Source organism: Pseudomonas grandcourensis (assembly GCF_039909015.1).
In the GTDB taxonomy this organism is placed as follows: domain Bacteria; phylum Pseudomonadota; class Gammaproteobacteria; order Pseudomonadales; family Pseudomonadaceae; genus Aquipseudomonas; species Aquipseudomonas grandcourensis.
The window spans coordinates 4,026,543-4,046,289 of sequence record NZ_CP150919.1; the positions used below are offsets into that span (position 1 = coordinate 4,026,543).

17 protein-coding genes are annotated in these 19,747 nt (G+C 55.9%); 6 read left to right on the forward strand and 11 right to left on the reverse strand.

Annotated elements, in window-relative coordinates:
* Positions 1–71: 71 nt before the first annotated feature.
* From AABM52_RS17935 to AABM52_RS17950, 4 genes are all read right to left on the reverse strand, one after another.
* Positions 72–1,655 (reverse strand): DUF5666 domain-containing protein, encoded by a 1,584-nt coding sequence (locus AABM52_RS17935; RefSeq protein ID WP_347907256.1) that lies wholly within the window; start codon positions 1,653–1,655, stop codon positions 72–74.
* Positions 1,652–2,494, reverse strand: coding sequence for a DUF6502 family protein (locus AABM52_RS17940; protein ID WP_347907257.1), 843 nt, complete (start codon positions 2,492–2,494; stop codon positions 1,652–1,654). The genes AABM52_RS17935 and AABM52_RS17940 overlap by 4 nt, the downstream gene beginning before the upstream one ends.
* A 130-nt stretch (positions 2,495–2,624) precedes the next feature.
* A complete protein-coding gene (locus AABM52_RS17945; RefSeq protein ID WP_347912653.1) occupies positions 2,625–3,305 on the reverse strand; it encodes a hypothetical protein in 681 nt (226 codons plus the stop codon).
* Positions 3,306–3,622: 317 nt separating this feature from the next.
* Complete coding sequence (locus tag AABM52_RS17950) at positions 3,623–4,186, reverse strand: hypothetical protein (RefSeq protein WP_347907258.1); 564 nt, start codon at positions 4,184–4,186, stop codon at positions 3,623–3,625.
* Positions 4,187–4,418: 232 nt separating this feature from the next.
* Between AABM52_RS17950 and AABM52_RS17955 the strand changes: the two genes are divergently transcribed.
* Both AABM52_RS17955 and AABM52_RS17960 read left to right on the forward strand, forming a co-directional pair.
* Positions 4,419–5,051 (forward strand): dihydrofolate reductase family protein, encoded by a 633-nt coding sequence (locus AABM52_RS17955; protein ID WP_347907259.1) that lies wholly within the window; start codon positions 4,419–4,421, stop codon positions 5,049–5,051.
* Positions 5,052–5,141: 90 nt separating this feature from the next.
* The gene (locus tag AABM52_RS17960; RefSeq protein ID WP_347907261.1) at positions 5,142–5,948 is read left to right on the forward strand and encodes a glycosyltransferase; all 807 of its coding nucleotides are present in this window, start codon (positions 5,142–5,144) and stop codon (positions 5,946–5,948) included.
* A gap of 279 nt (positions 5,949–6,227) precedes the next feature.
* Here AABM52_RS17960 and AABM52_RS17965 read toward each other — a convergent pair whose 3' ends face one another.
* The 5 genes from AABM52_RS17965 to AABM52_RS17985 all read right to left on the reverse strand — a co-directional run bounded on the left by AABM52_RS17965 (position 6,228) and on the right by AABM52_RS17985 (position 11,189).
* Positions 6,228–7,253, reverse strand: a complete 1,026-nt coding sequence (locus AABM52_RS17965; RefSeq protein WP_347906638.1) for an IS110 family transposase — start codon at positions 7,251–7,253, stop codon at positions 6,228–6,230.
* 130 nt (positions 7,254–7,383) lie between these two features.
* On the reverse strand, positions 7,384–8,028 hold the full coding sequence (locus AABM52_RS17970; protein WP_347907262.1) for a c-type cytochrome: 645 nt from the start codon (positions 8,026–8,028) through the stop codon (positions 7,384–7,386).
* A 10-nt stretch (positions 8,029–8,038) separates the two neighbouring features.
* Positions 8,039–9,298: a molybdopterin-dependent oxidoreductase gene (locus AABM52_RS17975; RefSeq protein ID WP_347907263.1), complete on the reverse strand. Its 1,260-nt coding sequence runs from the start codon at positions 9,296–9,298 to the stop codon at positions 8,039–8,041.
* Between the two features lie 219 nt (positions 9,299–9,517).
* The gene (locus tag AABM52_RS17980; protein ID WP_347907264.1) at positions 9,518–10,600 is read right to left on the reverse strand and encodes a 2OG-Fe(II) oxygenase; all 1,083 of its coding nucleotides are present in this window, start codon (positions 10,598–10,600) and stop codon (positions 9,518–9,520) included.
* A 280-nt stretch (positions 10,601–10,880) separates the two neighbouring features.
* Positions 10,881–11,189: a DUF6124 family protein gene (locus tag AABM52_RS17985; RefSeq protein ID WP_347907265.1), complete on the reverse strand. Its 309-nt coding sequence runs from the start codon at positions 11,187–11,189 to the stop codon at positions 10,881–10,883.
* Between the two features lie 426 nt (positions 11,190–11,615).
* Here AABM52_RS17985 and AABM52_RS17990 point away from each other — a divergent pair, with 426 nt between their 5' ends.
* Together AABM52_RS17990 and AABM52_RS17995 are read left to right on the forward strand one after the other, a co-directional pair.
* Complete coding sequence (locus AABM52_RS17990; protein ID WP_347907266.1) at positions 11,616–13,115, forward strand: SIR2 family protein; 1,500 nt, start codon at positions 11,616–11,618, stop codon at positions 13,113–13,115.
* 201 nt (positions 13,116–13,316) lie between these two features.
* Positions 13,317–14,273 carry a hypothetical protein gene (locus tag AABM52_RS17995; RefSeq protein WP_347907267.1) on the forward strand — a complete coding sequence of 319 codons (957 nt, stop codon included), beginning with the start codon at positions 13,317–13,319 and terminating at the stop codon, positions 14,271–14,273.
* 396 nt (positions 14,274–14,669) lie between these two features.
* Here AABM52_RS17995 and mqo read toward each other — a convergent pair whose 3' ends face one another.
* Positions 14,670–16,316 (reverse strand): malate dehydrogenase (quinone), encoded by a 1,647-nt coding sequence (gene mqo / locus AABM52_RS18000; protein ID WP_347907268.1) that lies wholly within the window; start codon positions 16,314–16,316, stop codon positions 14,670–14,672.
* Positions 16,317–16,688: 372 nt separating this feature from the next.
* On the opposite strand from mqo, the gene ilvD reads away from it, so the two are divergent.
* Positions 16,689–18,371 carry a dihydroxy-acid dehydratase gene (ilvD, locus tag AABM52_RS18005; RefSeq protein ID WP_347907269.1) on the forward strand — a complete coding sequence of 561 codons (1,683 nt, stop codon included), beginning with the start codon at positions 16,689–16,691 and terminating at the stop codon, positions 18,369–18,371.
* Between the two features lie 42 nt (positions 18,372–18,413).
* On the opposite strand, the gene AABM52_RS18010 is transcribed toward ilvD, so the two are convergent.
* Positions 18,414–19,064: a DUF2238 domain-containing protein gene (locus AABM52_RS18010; RefSeq protein ID WP_347907270.1), complete on the reverse strand. Its 651-nt coding sequence runs from the start codon at positions 19,062–19,064 to the stop codon at positions 18,414–18,416.
* A 157-nt stretch (positions 19,065–19,221) separates the two neighbouring features.
* Between AABM52_RS18010 and AABM52_RS18015 the strand changes: the two genes are divergently transcribed.
* The gene (locus AABM52_RS18015) at positions 19,222–19,653 is read left to right on the forward strand and encodes a nuclear transport factor 2 family protein (protein WP_347907271.1); all 432 of its coding nucleotides are present in this window, start codon (positions 19,222–19,224) and stop codon (positions 19,651–19,653) included.
* The last annotated feature ends 94 nt before the right edge of the window (positions 19,654–19,747 follow it).

The following is a 19,747-nucleotide window of genomic DNA, read 5'->3' on the forward strand; positions in this document are numbered from 1 at the left end:
ACACGCATGTTTTGTTGCGTGACTTACCCAGCCTAGTTACTTATGACGAAAGTGCATCATGGCTGCACTGTTTAACCCGACCTGCCGGAGTGATCGATTTTTTCAACCGGCTCAACTTTCTCGACTTTTTCTGGCCGATCAACTTTTTCGACCTTTTCAACCTTTTCCGGCCGATCAACCTTCTCGACCTTCTCTGGCCGATCAACCTTCTCGACTTTCTCCGGACGTTCTACTTTCTCTACTCGCTCTACCCTCTCCACTTTCTCGACTTTGCCGGATTGATCGACCCTCTCGACCCGCTCTGACTTGCCAGACTTGTCCACGTCCACGTCCACGCGTTCTATCTTGTCGCCACCGCCATGACTGTCACTGCCCCCGTGGTGAGTATCGTCGACAACGCTGCCTTCGCTCTCGGAGCGGCCGCTCCTGTCACTGCCCGAGTTCCCCGAATCCCCCGAGCTGCCAGAATTGCCGGAGTTTGCGGAGCCGCTTGAGTCGTCGGTGTCTTGCTCGCTGGTGCCGAGACGTCCGTGCCGGTTGCTGGCTGGCGAATCGGAGCGCTCGCGGGGCAATTCGATACGCGTTGCCTGTACCTCCCGCGCGCCGGTGAACACGCCGCTGATCCGCACGCGTCGATCCAGCGTCAGCTGCGAAGCCTGCACACCGACAAACACGGTGTCGCGCGCCAGCGTCACATTAAAGCCGCCCACCACCAGATGGCGGTCCTGCCGGCTCTGTACCAGACCCTCGATCACCGCATTGTGTGCCCGGCCAATGAAAGGCAGGCTCGGATCGGGGCGGCTTTGGCTCACGTCCAGCTCGCGGCCGGACCAGTGGCCGCGCACCAGCATTTCCTGCGCCGGGCCAGAGTGGTTGCGGAGTTTGATTCCCTGGAGATAGCCGCTGCGATCCACCGGGCCGATGGCACTGGCCTCTTTGAGGCCGGGCGCCCGGTCGATACGGCTGGCCACCACCTCACCACGAGCATCGCGCAGCCCACTGACCCGTACGGGATCGCCCGGGCGCAAGTCGGCAGCAACCTGGGCCCCCTTGGCCAGGCGTACCGGTTGCCCCATGACGCGCATGGGCATGGAGTCGCGCGGCAGCGCTGTCAAAGGACCTTCGTAGGCGTGCAGGATAGAAATGCGCCCGGCCTCCAGACCTCGCCGGGAGTTGAACGCTTCCACGGCAACCACTTGGCCTACCGCCAGGCGGGTACTGGAAGCGGCAATGCCGTTCTCGCTGACGGGAACGTTTTTGTTGAAGTGCACTTCCACGCCATTGACGCAGATCGAGGCGAACCCGGTGATGGTACCGACAATGCCGGTACCTCCGATCCCACCGTTATCGTTGCTGATGCCCGTACCACCCACGCCGCCTGCAACGGCCCCGGTGCCGCCAATGCCGCCAGGGCGCTTTTTCAGCGGTGCGCCGGTACCGCCGACTCCACCGTTATCGGTGTCGATGCCGGTACCGCCCATGCCGCCAGGCGCTGCGCCCGTGCCGCCGGTGCCTCCCGGTGCCTGGATGACCGGCACTTCGCTGGTGCCCGCGTCATTCTGGCTGACACAGGCCGGGGCGGCTTGCAACACAGTCGCAAGCCCGAGGCCCAGAGCGAGGGCGATTGCACGAATCAGGCGCAATTTGACGGTCATGGTTTAGGGGCTGTCGGAGAATTGGGATCGGAAGCTTCAGTGTAGAAGTACAGGCCGACCGTGATGCGCTGGCGCGGTTCAAGGCTGGGCAGATCCCGGAATTCCAGTTCGGCGGCAAGTCGATTGAAGCTCAACAGGGCCTGCATTCCCTCGCTGGCCACGGCCTCGCGCAACGCCTCGACGCTCATTGGGGCCAGTGCGTCATAGTGGACGCTGCGTTCAAAAAAGGCCGAACCTTCGCTGCTCAGGTTGTGTACCGCAGCGCAGGCATGATCGTGCAGATTATGCCCCAGGTAAGCCGCTTTCTCATCGAAGCCCTTTTGTGGCACGAAGGCCTGGGCTTCAAGGTGCACGCGCTCCTGTTCGTCAAGGCGCACGACCCCCAGGCGCAGCCATTCGTCCAACACCACCCGCGCCCTGATATCGGTGCTGACTTTCGCCACCAAGGCGTCAAAGGAGCGGTCGCCGCCGACACTGGCCAATCGAGGCAGTGGCTGTGGCTGGCCGGCGTCGTTGCAGAAGGGCGCGCTGGCCCAGGCGTTGACCAGTTGCGCACCGAACGTGATGTTTTCCGGAAGCGTAGAAGCAGTCGGGTCGCCGGTATTGCGCAAGCGCCGTACATCCTTGCGATGCACACCGGTGAGCAGGCTGATGCGGCTGTCGCTCGGTGCCTTCTCGCCCAGGCGGAACTCACGGTCCGCCACTTCGACGAAAACCTCCTTGAGCAGGTCGGCAAACACCAGGTAGGTGACGCCTTTGCGCAGCATCAGGCGCACCAGCGGCTGCATGACATGCCGCAAGGCTTTGAGGAGCGAGGTGGGCAGCGTGGACGATTGCATTCAGCGAATTCCTGGATAGATAACCCCAGTATAGCCATGTGGGAAATAATCCCATGAACCCACGCGTGTATTTTTTGCTGCGCCTCATGCAAAACCGGTCCCCAGGGTTTTGCATGAGTCACAAAACGCCTCAGATCCGGCTGTTGTCGTCGCCGGGTTCGCCGCCGACATGGACGCCGCGGTCATCACCCGGCTCGCCACCGACATGGACGCCTCGATCATCACCCGGCTCGCCACCGACATGGACGCCTCGGTCATCACCAGGCTCACCGCCAACGTGGACACCGTGGTCATCACCCGGCTCACCGCCAACGTGGACACCGTGGTCATCACCCGGCTCGCCGCCGACGTGGACACCATGATCGTCACCGACCTCGCCGCGGGCGTGATTGCCGTGGTCGTCACCCGCTTCCGCATGAGTACCACCGCGACCGGAGTTCGCGCTTCCTGGACCGGAATTGCCTGAATTGCCATGGTCGCCGCCGCTGTGACCGCTGTTGCCACCGCTTGCACCGTTGCCGCCATGGCCACTGTTGCCGCCGTTACCACCGCCGCCGTTGCCGCCGTGACCTCCGCCGCCGTTGCCGCCACCGCCATTACCACCACCGCCATTGCCGCCGTGACCGCCACCGCCACCGCCATTGCCGCCGTGACCACCACCACCACCACCACCACCACCACCACCACCACCACCACCACCATCCTTGGCATAGGCACTGGAGTCATGGGAAATGGAATCCGGTACCAGAACGATGGAAGCCGAAAGGACACCGCCAATTGCAAGCGCCAGTAATCCTCTCTTGAAAAGCAGGTAATTGTTCATCGTGCATTCTCCAGGTGATTTACCGCGAGCAGTGTCAACGCCAAACGCGTTGCAATCCGGGAGCGGCATGGGAGCAAACCGTCAAACCTACAGCTTCTTCTGAATTCTTTAGCGTGGGATTTTTTCCCACATACAGAAGTTAGCCCTTTCTGGCTCAAGGTCAACCTGCGCAGGAGAAAGCCGACCGACGGCCAGGGGACACAGATAGGGATGAGGGGGGGTTGCCCATGCGGGAGTGGCATGGGCGGTGGTACTTTACGTTTTAAACCGGAGGTTTACAGGCACGGAAGACGGTCTGTCGATCGCTATCCCGGGACCGAGGATTTTTGCGCACCGACACTGCCGGCGACTGCCAGTGCCACGCAACAGGCCAGCAACGAGAATGCGGCGAATGCGCCCATCACTTGCAGGTAAGGCAACACGTGATTCCAGGCTCGAGCCACCCCCAGGAAAGCGGCGAACAGCCAACCGCTCATGGAAAGCGCCCCCAACAGGGCGAGCCGCGAGCGGCCTGCACTGCGCAGTGCGACGAAGGGAGCCTTTTGCAGCAGTGGGAAGCCGATTCGATGCAATAGTGCACCGTTGAGAGTCAGCAGCGCGACGACCGTCACCTTGGCCCAGAGCTTTTGATTGAGCAGATACGCGTCGCCTTCATTGAGATAACCCTGAAGCACCAGCAACAGTCCGCTTGCCCAAAGGGCGAGCAGCGCGAGGCTGACAATCTTCTGGGTTTCATCGAGGTATTCAAGCCTCGCCTGGTCCAGTATTTCCTTGCGCCAACTCCAAAGCTTGTGATCCGCCTGCAACACCCTCCCCAGGGCAATACATGTAGCGAGCAGATGACCGTACACGAGAAGCATTTTGAGCATTGCCTTGACCTTATTATTGTTTTGGCGCTGCGTTCCCTGCTTCGCTGAATTGAAAACGAATGATACAAATTAGCAATTGCACTATCAAGACAAATGCTCACTAACATCCAACGGAACAGACCGCCATACGACTTTCGTCGAACATGGAAACGACTATCTTTCAGGGAATGGTCTCAAGGGATCGCAGATTTCCTGCCTAAACGCTTAAACCAGGATCAATCAGGAGAACAGCATGCGCACACTGACCGTTGCCGCGTTCGTGAGTCTGGACGGTGTCATGCAAGCGCCCGGCGGGCCTGAGGAGGACTGCAGTGGCGGATTCCGCTTCGGTGGCTGGATCGTGCCCTACGGCGACGAAACCACCGGACAGGCCGTAATGGACCTCTTCTCGCAGCCATTCGAGTTGCTGCTGGGGCGCCGCACCTACGACATCTTCGCCGCCTATTGGCCGAATATTCAGGCCGATTCAACCCATCACACCATCGCCGACCTGTTCAACGCCGTCCCCAAGCACGTGGCCACCCATCGCGCCGACTCGCTGGCCTGGCACAACAGTCACGCGCTGGAGGGCAACCTGGTCGACGCGATCAGCGCGCTCAAGCGCCAGGACGGTCCTCAGCTACTGACCCAAGGCAGCGGCGATCTGGTGCGCCAACTGCTTGCCGCCGGCCTGGTGGACGAGTTGCGGCTGATGATTCATCCCATCCTGCTGGGACGCGGCAAGCGCCTGTTCGACGACAATGCACAAGCGTCGGCCTTCAACCTGGTGAATTCGATCAGCTCACCCGGGGGTGTGCTGATCGCCCGCTACACCCGCAGCGGCGAGGTGCGCACAGGTTCGTTCGAAGACGTCAGGCAGCGATAGCCAGCGTCTCTATCGCCCAGGTGAAATTAAGCTTGGGCTAAGATTGCCTCTGTAGTCTTCGACACTTTCGGGTCGTCGAGCATTTCGAAGATGGGTAGTGTCGATACAAGCGCCAAACCACCGTTCAGCATCGTTCTGGTTAATTACAAAACCCCCGAGCTCACCAGGATCTGCCTGGAACTGTTGCAGGAGCATGTCCAGAAATCAGGCATTGCGGTCTGGGTGGTCGATAACGGTTCGGCGGACGCCAGCGTCGAGTATTTGCGCTCCCTCGACTGGATCAACCTGATCGAGCGCGATGCCCCCGCCAAAGAGCCGGGGCACATCGCCCACGGCAAAGCGCTGGACATGGCACTGGCCAGGGTCAATACCGACTACCTCTTCCTGATGCACACCGACACGTTCGTCTTCGATGCAAACGTCTTTGCGATGATGATGGAGCACTGCACCAAGGATCAAAACGTCATCGCGGTCGGTTGCACCGAGCAACTCAACCGCGGGCTGCCAAGGACAGCGTGGCGCTTCACTTCACGCCTGATCAAGCACCACTACCGCCGCCTGAAGCAATCACTCGGCCTGCGCTCGAAAGACCCGAAGCCCTACAGGGAAATCCACTTGAAAAGCTTTTGCACCCTATGGAATGTCAGGCTGATCAAGCAGCGGGGTTTGCATTTTCAGATCGATGACCGTGTGCCCGGTTATGAGCTGCAAGACCGCGTGATCGGCCTTGGCTACAAGGTCGTGTTTCTTTCGCCCGGCAAAATCTTCAAGTACCTGGACCACGTCCAGTCCGGCACCGTCGCTGCTGCGGGCGGATATGGCCAGGATCATCGACGGACGAAAATGTACCAGGACATCCTCAAGCGTTTCAGTGCAACCCACTCCTCGATGCCTTGAACAAACCCGCGCCCACAAAAAATCTATGGTCGCCCCCATTTTTGCAATACTGATTAACGGGTGGTGTGGTTGGCTTGCTTAAATCTATCCGGCGTCTGTTTGGGGCATGCCCCAGCGCCACGATGAGAATCGCGCCTGACGATCCTAAAAAGCCCATCGGCTTCTAAAGCCGATTTTTATGCCAGGATCTTCGCCAGGCCGGTAGGCCGTTCACGTCATCTGTTGTTCAGCTATCGCAAAACCTGAAGGGTGAGTCGTGGTACTGCAACAACCTCAGGGTCAGGCGTTCAAGGCGTCTGGCCCTGCTTCATATTGCGTATGGTGAGTTGCGATCGCCCAGGCGATACGCGCCAGTTTGTTAGCGAGGGCACAGGCCACGACATTCGAATGTCGTCGACTGAGCAAGGCTCGTACCCAGTCAGCCAAGGCCCCTTTCTGGTGCTCCAGCCTCTGCATATAGACCCTGGAGCATTGCACCAACAGTTGTCGCAGGTGCTTGTCACCCCGCTTGCTGATCCCCAGCAAATTTGCCTTACCGCCTGTGCTGTACTGCCTGGGCACCAGTCCCACTGAGGCGGCAAAATCGCGACTGCGCCGGTACTGCTTGGCATCGCCCATTTCCACAGCCAGCAGGCTGGCGGTGATCGGGCCGACACATGGCATGCTCAGTAAGCGACTACCCAGATCATCGTCGGCCAGTTGGCTCGCCAGCTCTTTATCCAGCGCCCTGATTTGCTCATCCAGGTAAACGAAGTGATCGTGCAGACGTTGCAGCAACACCGTCAAACGAATGGGCAATTCGTGCTCGGCCAAGACATTTGTCAAACGCTTCATGATTGCCAGGCCTCTGGGCAGGCTGACGCCAAATTCCAGTAGAAAACCGTGCATCTGATTAGCCGTTTTTGTGCGGTCATGCACCAACGATTCGCGCATCCGATGCAGAACAGACAGGGTTTGCTGGGACTCGGTTTTAGGCGTCACAAAGCGCATAGATGGACGGGAAGCCGCTTCACAGATCGCTTCAGCATCAACGAAATCATTTTTGTTGCCCTTGACGAAGGGCTTAACGAACTGCGGGGAAATCAGCTTGGCCGTGTGTCCCATTGCCGCTAGCTGACGAGCAACAAAATGCGCCCCCGCACAGGCTTCCATCACCACGATACAACTCGGCACGTTGCCGAAAAGCTGCATCATCTGCGTCCGAGAGAGCTTCTTGCGAAACACCTCGTGGCCTGATTTATCCTGGCCGTGAAGGTGGAAATTATGTTTACCGAGATCGATACCGATCAGTGCTGACTGGATCATGATGATGGCCTCCGAAAACAAAACACCCTGCGAAAGCGTAGCCCTCGCAGGGTGTGGGGGTGACCATCTCATTAGCCCACTGACCGATGCCGGTTCAGTGGGCTTTTTTGCGTTTCAGGCTAACGCCGATTCACTGCTTCATGATGAACGTCGCCAGGCTTTTCAGATCGTCCGAGCTCAACTGCGCGAACGGTGGCATGGGCACATCCCCCCACTTTCCGCTACCGCCGTGCTGAATGCTCGACATTACCCGGGCCAGCCCCTGCGGGTCATTGGCATACTTGGCTGCCACATCGTGATAGGCCGGGCCGACTACCTTATGGTCGACTGCGTGACAGGACAGGCAGGCGTTATCCTGGAGCAAGGCCGAGGCGACTTTCGCTACCGACACCGTGGTTGGCTGATCCGCCGGCGGGTTGGAGACCGCCTGAACATCGGCATCGCTCGCCTTCGCACTGCCGTAAGTCACCGCCAGGTAAGCACCGATAACACTCACATCCTGGTCGCTGATCGGAGCGCCGTACACGTGCTGCATCTTGCCCGCTTCGGCGGTCCACTGGGCCAGGCTCAGGCCTGGCGGCTGGAAGTTGATGTAGTCGGCCGAATGGCAGACGGAACACTTTTGCTGCGCCAAAGCGTAGCCAGGCATCGTGCCGGGCTTGAACACAGCCGTTTCAGGCGGCAGCGTGATCGATAGCGGCGTGGCGCCAGCCAGGGTCGCCAGACAAACCTGAGCCGCGCAGAGCAAGGCGGTCATGCATTTCACAAGTTTCATGCGGCCCTCCTCAGGCGACGGTCACGTGGGTGGTTTCGACAACGTGGCGGCGGTAGCCAGCAGGGTTCCAGTCGGCTTGCAGCGGCTGCGTCTCGCCGGCACTGTTGCTGGCTCGCACCATCAACTGCGTCGCGCCCTTGCCGGTAAAGCTGATCGGCAGTGTCCACTCACGGAAGGAGTAACGACCAAGGTCCTGCCCGAGCGTGGATTCACGCCAGGTTTTTCCGCCGTCAATCGACACCTCCACCTTGTTGACCCCAACGCCACCGTCGAACGCGATGCCCTTGAGCACCACGCTTTTGTTCAGCGGCAATACATCGCCGTGTTTAACGCTGGTGATGAAGCTGCGCACCGGTAATTTGGAAATCGGCAGGGTTTTCGCCGCCGTGGTGCCGGGGGCAATGCAGAAGCAATCGTTATCCGGCACCCGGTACCCCTTGGCCATGAAGAAACCGTCAAAGGTATGGTCGACGACTTCGATCTCACTCAGGTGCTTGACCCAGTAGGTGCCGAAATAGCCTGGCACCACCAGACGAATCGGGTAACCATTGAGAAACGGCAGGTCGGTGCCATTCATCGACCAGGCGATCATCGGCTCGCCGTCCATGGCATGGCTGATGTCCAGCGCCTTGATGAACTCCGGCGTGCTTGGCAGCACGGGTTTATCGAGCCCACGGAAGGTCACTTGCCGAGCCTCGGCCTTTACCCCCGCCTTTTCCAGCACAGCCTTGAGCGGCACCCCCACCCACCGCGCATTGCCCATGGAGCCATTGCCCAACTGAGCGCCGAACACCCGAGGCATCGAGAAGCCACGGCTGTTGCCCGAACATTGATTCACAGCGACCACTTCAACCGGTTCGGCGAGGGCCTTGAGCTCGGCAAGGGAAAGCGACAGCGGCGTGTCGACCGAACCCTTGATCGTCAGGCGGTAGCTGTCCGGATCGATGCTGGTCGGGAAATTGGCCAGGTGGTAACGCACGAAAAAGGCGTCATTGGGCGTGATCGGCCCTTCGTTGAAGACAGGGAACGGCGTCTCCAGATGCGGCGGCCGCGTGGTCACCAGGGTCAACGGGCGTTTTTGCGGGTATTGCACCAGCGGTCGTGGACCGGCGGCAAAGGTCACTTCCTCGGCGGATTCGCTGGCCGCCCCGGATTCGTCGGCTGCCCTGGCCAGGCTTGCCAACGGCGAGGCCGCCAAAGCCAAGGTGAATGCATCGCGTAAAACCCGTCGGCGGGTCGGCTGGCTGTTGTCTACAAAACTGAACTTCATTCTGCGCTCTCTATGATTTGTTTTATTGAGATGCAACTGACAGTCCCTGTCAGGGTGAGGCGGCATCGGCCTGAAGGTGCCAGTGCGGTTTCGCTTTACGGTTCGACTTCGGAAAACAAGCCAGTATCGTCACGTGCAAGCGGGCTGCTTCACATTGAGCGTCAGAGACTTGGCAATTGATGACAGGGGGGCTGCCGATAGAATTGTGTTGAGCACGAGTCAGCGGTCAAGAAATGGGCGATTCTCTTCTCGAATGGCACGAGCAGCATCATCGTATAGAAACGGCAGAAACATATATCGACGACCTTGGGTTACAGGAGTGGCCTCGTGTAAAAGTGAACACGAAAACACCACAGCCCCTCCTGTTGGCGCGCTGTAAAGCACTTTTCCAAACTCTGGAAAATGTAGAAAACCGCCTTCGTACTCTCTCGAATTAAGAAACAAGGAAACGGCGAAACGGCGATGCGCTGTGCCCTTTGTGGTGTTATCCCTATGGGGCCGGAAATGCCCGCCTTCCTCGCTGTTGTAGCAGGCCACCAGATATCGCTCCATTCGAGTGGCATTGAACTGGAACGCTTTATGTAGCTCTGGAACCAGGCGGTTGGCTATACGCAACGAACATGCTTTGGCTAGAGCCTTGTCTTCAATAAAGCAGTCACGACGTCGTTTGTGGCCATGGTCGGTGATTTGGACAGTTTTACCCGACTGCTCCACCATAAACCCAGACTCCTCTCCGCCACGTTCGTCGTAATAACTTATCAGTGCTTTACACAGCGAGGGCTCAAATATTCGGGGAATCACCAGGACTGGGGCGTGTGGAGTAGCGGTATGTTGCGGAGCCAGTGCAGGCAATCTATCCAGATAACGCATTAACGAGGGTATATGGTTATCAACGGGTGTCCCTATCGGGACGATGGCCAAGACGCGTAGCGCAGGATCCAGCACATAGGTCATTTGCTTGATGCTACCGTCTGGCTGCAACGCCCCGTAGAGCTCACTGACTGAGCGATCGAAATCCCAGATGAAGTGCACGCCGGGTATCGAGCTTTCCAGCCGCTTCAGCTTTTCATCATCTGGATCTATGGAAACACCCAAGAAGCAGACGTGATCGTCATTGAACCGCTCGCGATGGGCCCGAATACCTTCCAGAACTTCAATTGATGCGGGATCAGCAGCAGAACCAAAAAAAGAAAGCACTACATACCGACCGGCAATAGTGTCGAAACAAAAGCGCTCTCTGTGTTGGGTTCGGCAATAGAACCAAGGGGCAGGTCCACCGACTGAAAACGCTGTGGCGCGCATCACAACTCCTTGCCGGTAGGCAGTGGATCGCTATCAAGGGACGCTCACTGCGACGCCGAAGCCGGAAGTACTCCAGGCACTCGAAGCTTGTAGTAAAGCTAGCTCAGTCTCTTTGAAGCTGCCTGTAGTGCTGATGGTGCCCCCCTCATTCACGACCTTTGTCTCAAGATTTTCGCAGAGCCATGCCTTCTCAATCATTTTTATCGCCCACAAAAAAACCCACTGACCGTCGCCGGTTCAGTGGGCTTTTTCACATCAGGCTAAGAACTACCCTCGCCTGCTACTGCGGATCTACCTGATCCAGCACGCGGTTCACCGATAACTCTGCCAAGGCAATCATCTGTTGAATGCCCAGCGCCAAATTGCATTTTGGGCCGCTGAGGATAAACGCCAGTTCACTGGCCATGACACTGGCCGAGGCAAGGGTTTCACAGGCGTGAACCAGGAGGGTTTCGTTGTTGACGTTGGGGGCGATGGTGAAGATGGGGTTGGGGCGGCGCTTGGCCATTTTTGGCTTGCGAGATGAGGACTCGGAATCGACGTCTATCTGCACGTCCGTATCAGGGGGATTCGGAGTTGGTTTTATCATTGTGAAGCTCCTATGAAGTGAGCACCTCCCCATTCGCTACCACGCAAGATAGGGAGACGGCTGTACACAGGGTGGTAGACCGGTCATAGAAACCCGGCAGGCCGAAGCCTCCCATGCACAGCCGCCACAAAGCAGCCAGCACAAAAAAACGCCCTGAGGCGTTCTGGGTCTATGAAGAAACCGGGCTACCACACCCGTTCGCTGAATTGGCAGCGACGGGGGGAAGGTTAACGAGGTGGGTTCCGATGTGCAAGCACCGGAGATAGCCCGTAAAAACCAAGAGTTCATCGAGCATCCCCGCAACAAAAAAGGTTTTCACACCACGTAAATCCCGAAGCGATATCCACAATCTGATCCTTGATGCCAAATTGCTATACCTATAATCTGGCATGAAGATCATTAGGCAAAAAGGTAGGTCGACAGGGAATGCACATTCAAGAATTTATAGGAAATTATAAGAACCATCCCGTTCTTTTTGTTGGCACAGGTATTAGCCTGCGCTACCTAAACAACTCATATACTTGGGATGGATTATTACGATTCATATCCCGAAAACTCAAAGGCAACGACGAATACTATTTAGACATAAAATCCCAGTGTCATCACGAAGGCTCCTATCAATATGAAAAAGTCGCAAAGCTACTAGAAGATGAGTTTAACAAATCTCTTCTTGCGGATCGAAATGGCCAATTCAAATTGGTCAACGACAAATTTTACGAATACATGGCAAAGGACATAAGTGTCAGCCGCCTAAAAATATACATATCAATGCTACTTTCATCACTAGACATCAGAGATGATCTGAAAGCAGAAATATCAGAATTTAAGAAAATCCGCAAAAATGTCGGTTCAATCATAACGACAAATTATGATTGCTTAATTGAGAGCATATTTGAATTTCAGCCACTGATCGGCAACGACATATTGCTTAGCAACCCATACGGCTCTGTATACAAAATCCACGGCTGCATATCATCGCCGACAAAAGTTATTATTACTTCAGACGACTATGACCGATTTGATGGGAAGTACGAGCTTATTCGCGCACAACTACTATCAATATTCATACACAACCCAATCATATTTTTAGGATATAGCATTGGGGATGACAATATCAAAAGCCTGCTAAAAACAATATTTACATATGTAGAACCAAACTCCGAATCTGCAAACAAAATCCGAGCGAATTTTTTACTCGTGGAACATGACACTGGATCACAGTCCGTGGAAATTTGTGAGCATGATATTGACCTAGAAGGGTTTTCAACCATAAGAATAAACAAAATAAAAACCGATAATTTTACTGCTATATACGAAGCAATTTCAAATCTTGTCCTCCCCGTCTCCGCCATGGACATTCGTAAGGTGCAGAACGTTGTCAAGGAGATATATGCAGGGGGTAGCATTAAGGTGAGCATTACTGAGGACCTTGACGCCTTAGATAACGGAGACAAAATTCTTGCCATCGGTTCCTCTAAAACGATTGTATATAGCTATCAATCCAGCGCTGAAATGATGGCAAATTACTTTAGCATCCTCGACGAATCGAACGCACAACTCCTTCTTCTAATCAATAAATACAAATTCCAGAGAGAACAATATTTTCCAATATTTGGCTTTAGCTCAATTTGTCCAGAGATTATAAAAGAGGATGAACTTAAAGCTCAGCAAAAGGCAAAACTTGAACGTTCTTTGGAAGCAGTATCTGGACGATGCAGAACAACACACAATCAAGTTAAAGACATCATTTCAGACGATCAAATCTCAGAGAACAGTAAAGATTCTGCAATCTTGTGGGGTGTGATGAACGAATTAATAGAGCTGAGTGATGTAGAGGCGTACCTGAGATCTTACGCACTCGACTCAATAGTCCACACCAATTACAGAAAGCTTATTTGCGCATATGATTTGAAACGTTACGGCTAACAGGAACAACCTTAACATCTCTATCAAACCAAGAATACTCACCACAAAATACAACACATATAACACTTAACCAACATTGACAAACATCAACATCAACATACACTTCATGAGACACAATGTCACATCCAACCACCAACCAAAAGTCAAAGTAAAAAATCTTAGCCACCACAAAACCATTAAACATTACAGAGTAATACATACATGCAATTAAAGTTATATTTCCTGCCTTCCAAAGAAATTGCTACGCGCGTCACTGAAATATTTGACTTTGTCTGGCCTACGGCGACTGCAATTTGGAATTTAAGATGGCAAGTCCAAGGCTTAGTTGGAGTGAGACCTAGTATTACGGAAGCAGAGTTACGAGGTCGATTTGTTGATGGAAGCGGAATAAGGGGGGCAAACCTAAAAAGATCCTGCATTGATACTACCTGGGAAGTCCAACAAGAACAATTTGCCAAGTTCTTACTTTTCGAGTTCTGCGCACTTTATGAAACATGGTGCGAGATAATAAGCACACACTTAGCCCTAGCTAAAGACACAAGTAAGCACCTTCAATTTCCTTCAAGTACAGATAAAAGTAGGCGCGTGAAAAGTATTGAAAAATTCTTTTCCCAAACAGAAAACCATCAATCACCGATATTTTCAAACTCAATCCAATCGACTTTGGCATCCAATAAAAAATATTCCCCCAACCACATTCAAGAATTACTAGCTTGCTATCGCTATTTTAAAGAGTTGCGCAACTGTCTTATTCACGGCTCTAGTGGCGCACTAGACAAACTCATCACTCAAGAACAGATATACTCCAAACTGAGTGCCGCAGAACTAGGCCTAACTCAACGCCCAGAATATATCCCTCTATCCTCTTCGACCACTCCCACGCTTAGCCTAAGAGGTGTCGTCGGATTCGGAGAAGTTGTTCTAAGGCTAGTCTGTACTTTGGACATACACTTAGCCGGGACTTCTTATGCAGAAAGCGAATTTAAAAGCCGCTGGAAAGTAGCGAATGGTGCAACCGCAATCCCGGTTTCCACACTAGATGCGAACAAAAGAAAAATTCGGATTGGAGTGCTTACTAAAAAACTAGGATTACCCGCACCACACATTACCCAAGATTTTGCTGACTGGCTTAAAGCTGAAAAACTTATTTTCTTCTAAACAATCTCTTAAGGCTCAATCCATAAATCGAAAGCAACCCTTTTTTGAAATTCTTAAGATAACCACTAAAGGACATTTTAGAGAAGCCACCACCTTACTCCCACTATTCAAGTCCGACACCAACCTTGTCGATTACATTGAAGAACTTTATTTGCCACCGATTTTTTTCACTCTAAAAAAGAATCAGCGTCTTTTTATAAAACTTTAAAGGTTTAGCTTTTCGCTCTCGCCCCCATCTAAGTCAGAGCATGAAAAGCATTTGGAAACCTGCTCAAGTTTAAACGAACGGAGCGACATAAATAGTTATTTACCTTCTACACTTCCCATATTCTTATAAATAAAAAAAACCACTGACCGTCGCCGGTTCAGTGGGCTTTTTTTGATCTGGCAGTCTAATTAGAGAGCCATATCACTCGCAGCATTAGCCTTCGGTGCTTTCGCATCCGTGTCGACAGTCACTGGCTTCACAGCCGGCGCAATCACCGCAGGTGGCGGAGTCAGTTCCAGCACCTTGGCGGTGTAGGCCCATTCTTCAGCAACCTTCTCAGGGCTGGCGTTCAGCTGAGTGCCGTAGCTCGGTACGATCTGGTGCAGTTTTGCCTGCCAGTCAGGGGTTGCGACCTTGTCCTTGAACACTTTCTGCAGCACGGTCAGCATGATCGGTGCGGCGGTCGATGCGCCTGGGGAGGCGCCCAGCAGGCCGGCGATGCTGCCGTCTTGCGAAGCGACGATCTCGGTGCCCAGTTTCAGCACGCCACCGGCGGCTTCGTCACGCTTGATGATCTGCACGCGCTGGCCGGCTTGCCACAGGCGCCAGTCTTCAGCCTTGGCGTTCGGGAAGTATTCCTTCAGGGCGTTGAGGCGGTCTTCGTCAGACAGCATCAGCTGGCCTGCCAGGTACTCCACCAGCGGGTATTCCTTGATGCCGACCTTGGTCATTGGCCACACGTTGTGGGTGGTCGTGGTGGTCAGCAGGTCCAGGTACGAACCTTCTTTCAGGAACTTGGTGCTGAAGGTCGCGAACGGGCCAAACAGGATCACGCGCTTGCCGTCCAGCACGCGGGTGTCCAGGTGCGGAACCGACATCGGCGGAGCGCCAACGGAGGCTTTGCCGTAGGCCTTGGCCAGGTGTTGTTCGGCGATGGTCGGGTTCTCGGTCACCAGGAACGAGCCGCCTACCGGGAAGCCTGCGTATTCCTTGGCTTCAGGAATGCCGGACTTCTGCAGCAGGTGCAGGGCACCGCCACCGGCGCCGATGAACACGAACTTGGCGTCGGTTTCGGTCTTGCTGCCGTCTTTCAGGTTTTTGTAGCTGACGCGCCAGCTGCCGTCGGCGTTCTTGGTGATGTCCTGCACTTCGCTGGACAGTTTCAAGTCGAACTTCGGCGTGGTTTGCAGGTGTGCAACGAACTGGCGGGTGATTTCGCCGAAGTTCACGTCAGTACCCAGCGGGCTCCAGGTGGCCGCGACCTTCTGGCTCGGGTCACGCCCTTCCATCATCAGCGGCACCCACTGCTTGATCACAGCCGGGTCTTCGGAGTACTGCATGCCGGCGAACAGCGGGCTTGCTTGCAGGGCTTCGTAGCGTTTTTTCAGGAACTTGATGTTGTCATCGCCCCACACGAAGCTCATGTGCGGCGTAGAGTTGATGAACGAACGCGGGTTCTTCAGCACGCCTTGCTGAACCTGCCAGGCCCAGAACTGACGGGAGATCTGGAACGCTTCGTTGATTTCAACGGCCTTCGGGATCGAAACCTTGCCGTTTTCGTCTTCCGGGGTGTAGTTCAGCTCGGCCAGGGCGGAGTGACCGGTACCGGCGTTGTTCCAGCCGTTGGAGCTTTCCTGGGCGACGCCGTCGAGGCGCTCGACCATTTCCATCGACATGCCGGGTTCCAGCTCATTGAGCCACACACCCAGGGTCGCGCTCATGATGCCGCCGCCAATCAGCAGCACGTCGACTTTCTTTGCCTCCTCCGCGTGGACGGAAGACATCCCCATGGACAAAGCCAGCCCCAGCAGGGCCGTGTTCACTTTCTTAAACATCTGTAGCACCTATGATAAAACGCCATCCGCCCTTCCATCCTCACGCACACAGCCCCATGTTTCACGGCAGTCACGGGTGCGGCACTCGAGGATTGCAGGGTGGGCACACAAGGCCGATGAACCGCATCGACCCCACTTTAATGTCCCTTCTGAACTGACTTTTTATCTTTATTGGCTTCAGCTACTTGAGCGACAGTGATTCCGTCGGCACGTCTTGCGGACATGCAAACTGAATAGATCAAACCAAGTTGTCGCGAAGAATATCACGACAAGGCTTACCCGCGCGTCTGTTGCTGACCGGTTAGTCCGGGCCCGGGCACTCGGCCTTCTATACTCATCCTGTTTTTCTCCATGAGTGAGTGAGGAACAGCCATGAGCGACAAAGACGATCTGTGCAAGTACTCCTCTCAAGTGATCGACGGCGTGGAGGCCGCACCGGCGCGCGCCATGTTGCGGGCCGTGGGCTTTACCGATGCAGACTTCACGAAGCCGCAGATCGGCATCGCTTCGACCTGGGCCATGGTCACGCCCTGCAACATGCACATCGACAAACTGGCGCTCGAAGCCGAAAAAGGCGCGAATGCCGCCGGTGCCAAGGGCGTGATCTTCAACACCATCACCATTTCCGACGGCATCGCCAACGGCACCGAAGGCATGAAGTATTCGCTGGTGTCCCGCGAGGTGATCGCCGACTCCATCGAAGTGGTCACCGGTTGCGAGGGTTTCGACGGCCTGGTGACCATCGGCGGCTGCGACAAGAACATGCCAGGCTGCCTGATCGGCATGGCACGGCTCAATCGCCCGTCGATCTTTGTCTATGGCGGCACCATCCAGCCGGGCGCCGGCCACACCGACATCATTTCCGTGTTCGAGGCCGTGGGCCAACACGCGCGGGGCGATATCAGCGAGATACAGGTCAAGCAGATCGAGGAAGTGGCGATTCCCGGCCCCGGTTCCTGTGGCGGCATGTACACCGCCAACACCATGGCCTCGGCCATTGAAGCATTGGGCATGAGCCTGCCCGGCTCCAGCTCCCAAGAGGCCATTGGCGGTGACAAGGCCTCGGACAGTTTCCGCGCCGGCCAGCAGGTGATGGAGCTGCTCAAGCTCGACCTCAAGCCTCGCGACATCATGACCCGCAAAGCCTTCGAGAACGCCATTCGCGTGGTGATTGCCCTCGCCGGCTCGACCAACGCCGTGCTGCATCTGCTGGCCATGGCCAATGCGGTGGATGTCGAACTGACCCTGGATGACTTCGTCGAGCTGGGAAAGGTTTCCCCGGTGGTCGCCGACCTGCGCCCCAGCGGTAAATACATGATGAGCGAGCTGGTGGCCATCGGCGGCATTCAACCGCTGATGAAGCGCATGCTCGATGCCGGCATGCTGCACGGCGATGTGCTGACCGTCACCGGCCAGACCCTGGCGGAAAACCTGGCCAACGTACCCGACTACCCGGCCGGCCAGGACGTGATCCGGCCTTTCGACCAGCCGATCAAAAAGGACTCCCACCTGGTCATTCTGCGCGGCAACCTCTCGCCCACCGGCGCCGTGGCCAAGATCACCGGCAAGGAAGGCCTGCGCTTCGAGGGCACGGCCCGGGTCTATCACGGCGAGGAAGGTGCGCTGGCCGGCATCCTCAATGGCGAAGTCCAGCCCGGCGAAGTGATCGTGATCCGTTACGAAGGCCCCAAAGGCGGCCCGGGCATGCGCGAAATGCTCTCGCCGACCTCGGCGGTCATGGGCAAGGGCCTCGGAAAGGAGGTGGCGCTGATCACCGACGGGCGTTTTTCCGGTGGTTCCCACGGGTTCGTGGTCGGGCATATCACGCCGGAAGCCTTTGAGGGCGGGCCGATTGCGCTGGTGGAGAATGGCGACAGGATCATCATCGATGCAGAAACCCGGCTGATCACGGTGGATGTCTCCGATGCGGTGTTGGCCGAGCGTAAGTCGCGTTGGGTGCGGCCACCATCCAAGTACACACGCGGGGTGTTGGCCAAGTATGCGAAGACGGTTTCCAGTGCTTCGGAGGGGGCTGTGACGGATAAGTATCTTTAGGCCGCTGGTCCAGCGTTGTCTGGGCTATTGCCATCTGCTCAATCACCTTGCCGTCGTCATCGCTTTCTTTTGCGCCACGCCGCGCAAGGACACCAGCAACAGACTGACAAACGCACCGACCACCGCGATGGCCATGTCCTTCTGCGAATCCCACGGATCGTTTTGCGCGCCGACGAAGGCGTTCGCCGTGTCATTGCCCAGGAAGGCACCGCCGATCCATTCCACCAGTTCGTACACGGCGGACGTCGACAGCATGATGTTCAGGGTCACGAAAAACAGCCAGAACCCGCGCAGCGGCGTCAGTCGCCGCAGCACTTCGCGCACCGGATAAGCCAGCAGCAGCCCGTAGCTCAGATGCACCAGGCGGTCGTAGTGATTGCGGTGAACCCCAGGTGCCCGGTCGAAACTGAAGCCTAACCACGCCGAGGACCAATGATCGTAAGGCACCAGGGAATAGGTGTAGTGGGCGCCCAGTTCATGCACGCACAGAAACGCAAACACCAGCGTGATGGACATTGCCGACAAGCGGAACCGACGGGAAACCGCCACCAACATCCCCACCAGCAACAGTACCAGCAGGTTTTCCAGCGCCCAGTCCACCCGGCTGCGGGGAGAAAACCCCGACACCCCGACAATCAGCACAAACATCATGAGCAACGTCAGGTCGAGCCGTAAACGCGGGTCAGGCTGCATGGCGCACTACCTCGAAGTCAGGGCATCGCCCTTTTAACTTCGAGGCAAGGGCGCCAGGCAAGTTCGCTTTTTTCCTCCGTCGCATGATAGGTTGTACGATGACTGACGAATATCCGTCCAGTCATCGCGCTATCCCTACAACAACAAGGAAACACCCATGAAAAAAGCAAAAGTGCTGATCGGTTTTCTGTGCCTGTTCAGCGGCTACGTCGCCGCCACCCCGGCTGCCGCAGACAAGGACGTGGCCCAGGCGGTCGACCACCTGACCCAGGCCATGCTGCACAAAGACATCCCGGAACTGAACGCCTTGACCGCCGAGAACCTGACCTACGGGCACTCCAGCGGCAAGATCCAGGACAAACAGGCCTTCATCGCCGACATCGAAACCGGCAAAAGCGCGTTCAAGACCCTTGAAATGCAGAACCAGACCATTACCGTCTCCGGCGATGTCGCGCTGGTCCGTCACCACTTCTCGGCACAAGCGCTCAAAGGCACTGAAGTGGTGCCGACCGAAATCGAAAACTTCCAGATCTGGCAAAAACAGGACGGTAAATGGCTGCTGGTGGGACGTCAGGCGTACAAGTTCTGATGCCCGCGTAAAGAAGCCGCACCGCTGGACCTGTGGGAGCGAGCTTGCTCGCGATGACGGAGTGTCAGTCGACATATTAGGTGTCTGACACACC

Coding starts and splice junctions, on each gene's coding strand:
- AABM52_RS17985 (WP_347907265.1), bottom strand. CDS start 11,189: ATGATAAAACCAACTCCGAATCCCCCTGATACGGACGTGCAGATAGAC.
- AABM52_RS17980 (WP_347907264.1), bottom strand. CDS start 10,600: ATGCGCGCCACAGCGTTTTCAGTCGGTGGACCTGCCCCTTGGTTCTAT.
- AABM52_RS17955 (WP_347907259.1), top strand. CDS start 4,419: ATGCGCACACTGACCGTTGCCGCGTTCGTGAGTCTGGACGGTGTCATG.
- AABM52_RS17940 (WP_347907257.1), bottom strand. CDS start 2,494: ATGCAATCGTCCACGCTGCCCACCTCGCTCCTCAAAGCCTTGCGGCAT.
- AABM52_RS18015 (WP_347907271.1), top strand. CDS start 19,222: ATGAAAAAAGCAAAAGTGCTGATCGGTTTTCTGTGCCTGTTCAGCGGC.
- AABM52_RS17935 (WP_347907256.1), bottom strand. CDS start 1,655: ATGACCGTCAAATTGCGCCTGATTCGTGCAATCGCCCTCGCTCTGGGC.
- AABM52_RS17970 (WP_347907262.1), bottom strand. CDS start 8,028: ATGAAACTTGTGAAATGCATGACCGCCTTGCTCTGCGCGGCTCAGGTT.
- mqo (WP_347907268.1), bottom strand. CDS start 16,316: ATGTTTAAGAAAGTGAACACGGCCCTGCTGGGGCTGGCTTTGTCCATG.
- AABM52_RS18010 (WP_347907270.1), bottom strand. CDS start 19,064: ATGCAGCCTGACCCGCGTTTACGGCTCGACCTGACGTTGCTCATGATG.
- AABM52_RS17995 (WP_347907267.1), top strand. CDS start 13,317: ATGCAATTAAAGTTATATTTCCTGCCTTCCAAAGAAATTGCTACGCGC.
- AABM52_RS17950 (WP_347907258.1), bottom strand. CDS start 4,186: ATGCTCAAAATGCTTCTCGTGTACGGTCATCTGCTCGCTACATGTATT.
- AABM52_RS17965 (WP_347906638.1), bottom strand. CDS start 7,253: ATGATCCAGTCAGCACTGATCGGTATCGATCTCGGTAAACATAATTTC.
- AABM52_RS17990 (WP_347907266.1), top strand. CDS start 11,616: ATGCACATTCAAGAATTTATAGGAAATTATAAGAACCATCCCGTTCTT.
- ilvD (WP_347907269.1), top strand. CDS start 16,689: ATGAGCGACAAAGACGATCTGTGCAAGTACTCCTCTCAAGTGATCGAC.
- AABM52_RS17960 (WP_347907261.1), top strand. CDS start 5,142: ATGGGTAGTGTCGATACAAGCGCCAAACCACCGTTCAGCATCGTTCTG.
- AABM52_RS17975 (WP_347907263.1), bottom strand. CDS start 9,298: ATGAAGTTCAGTTTTGTAGACAACAGCCAGCCGACCCGCCGACGGGTT.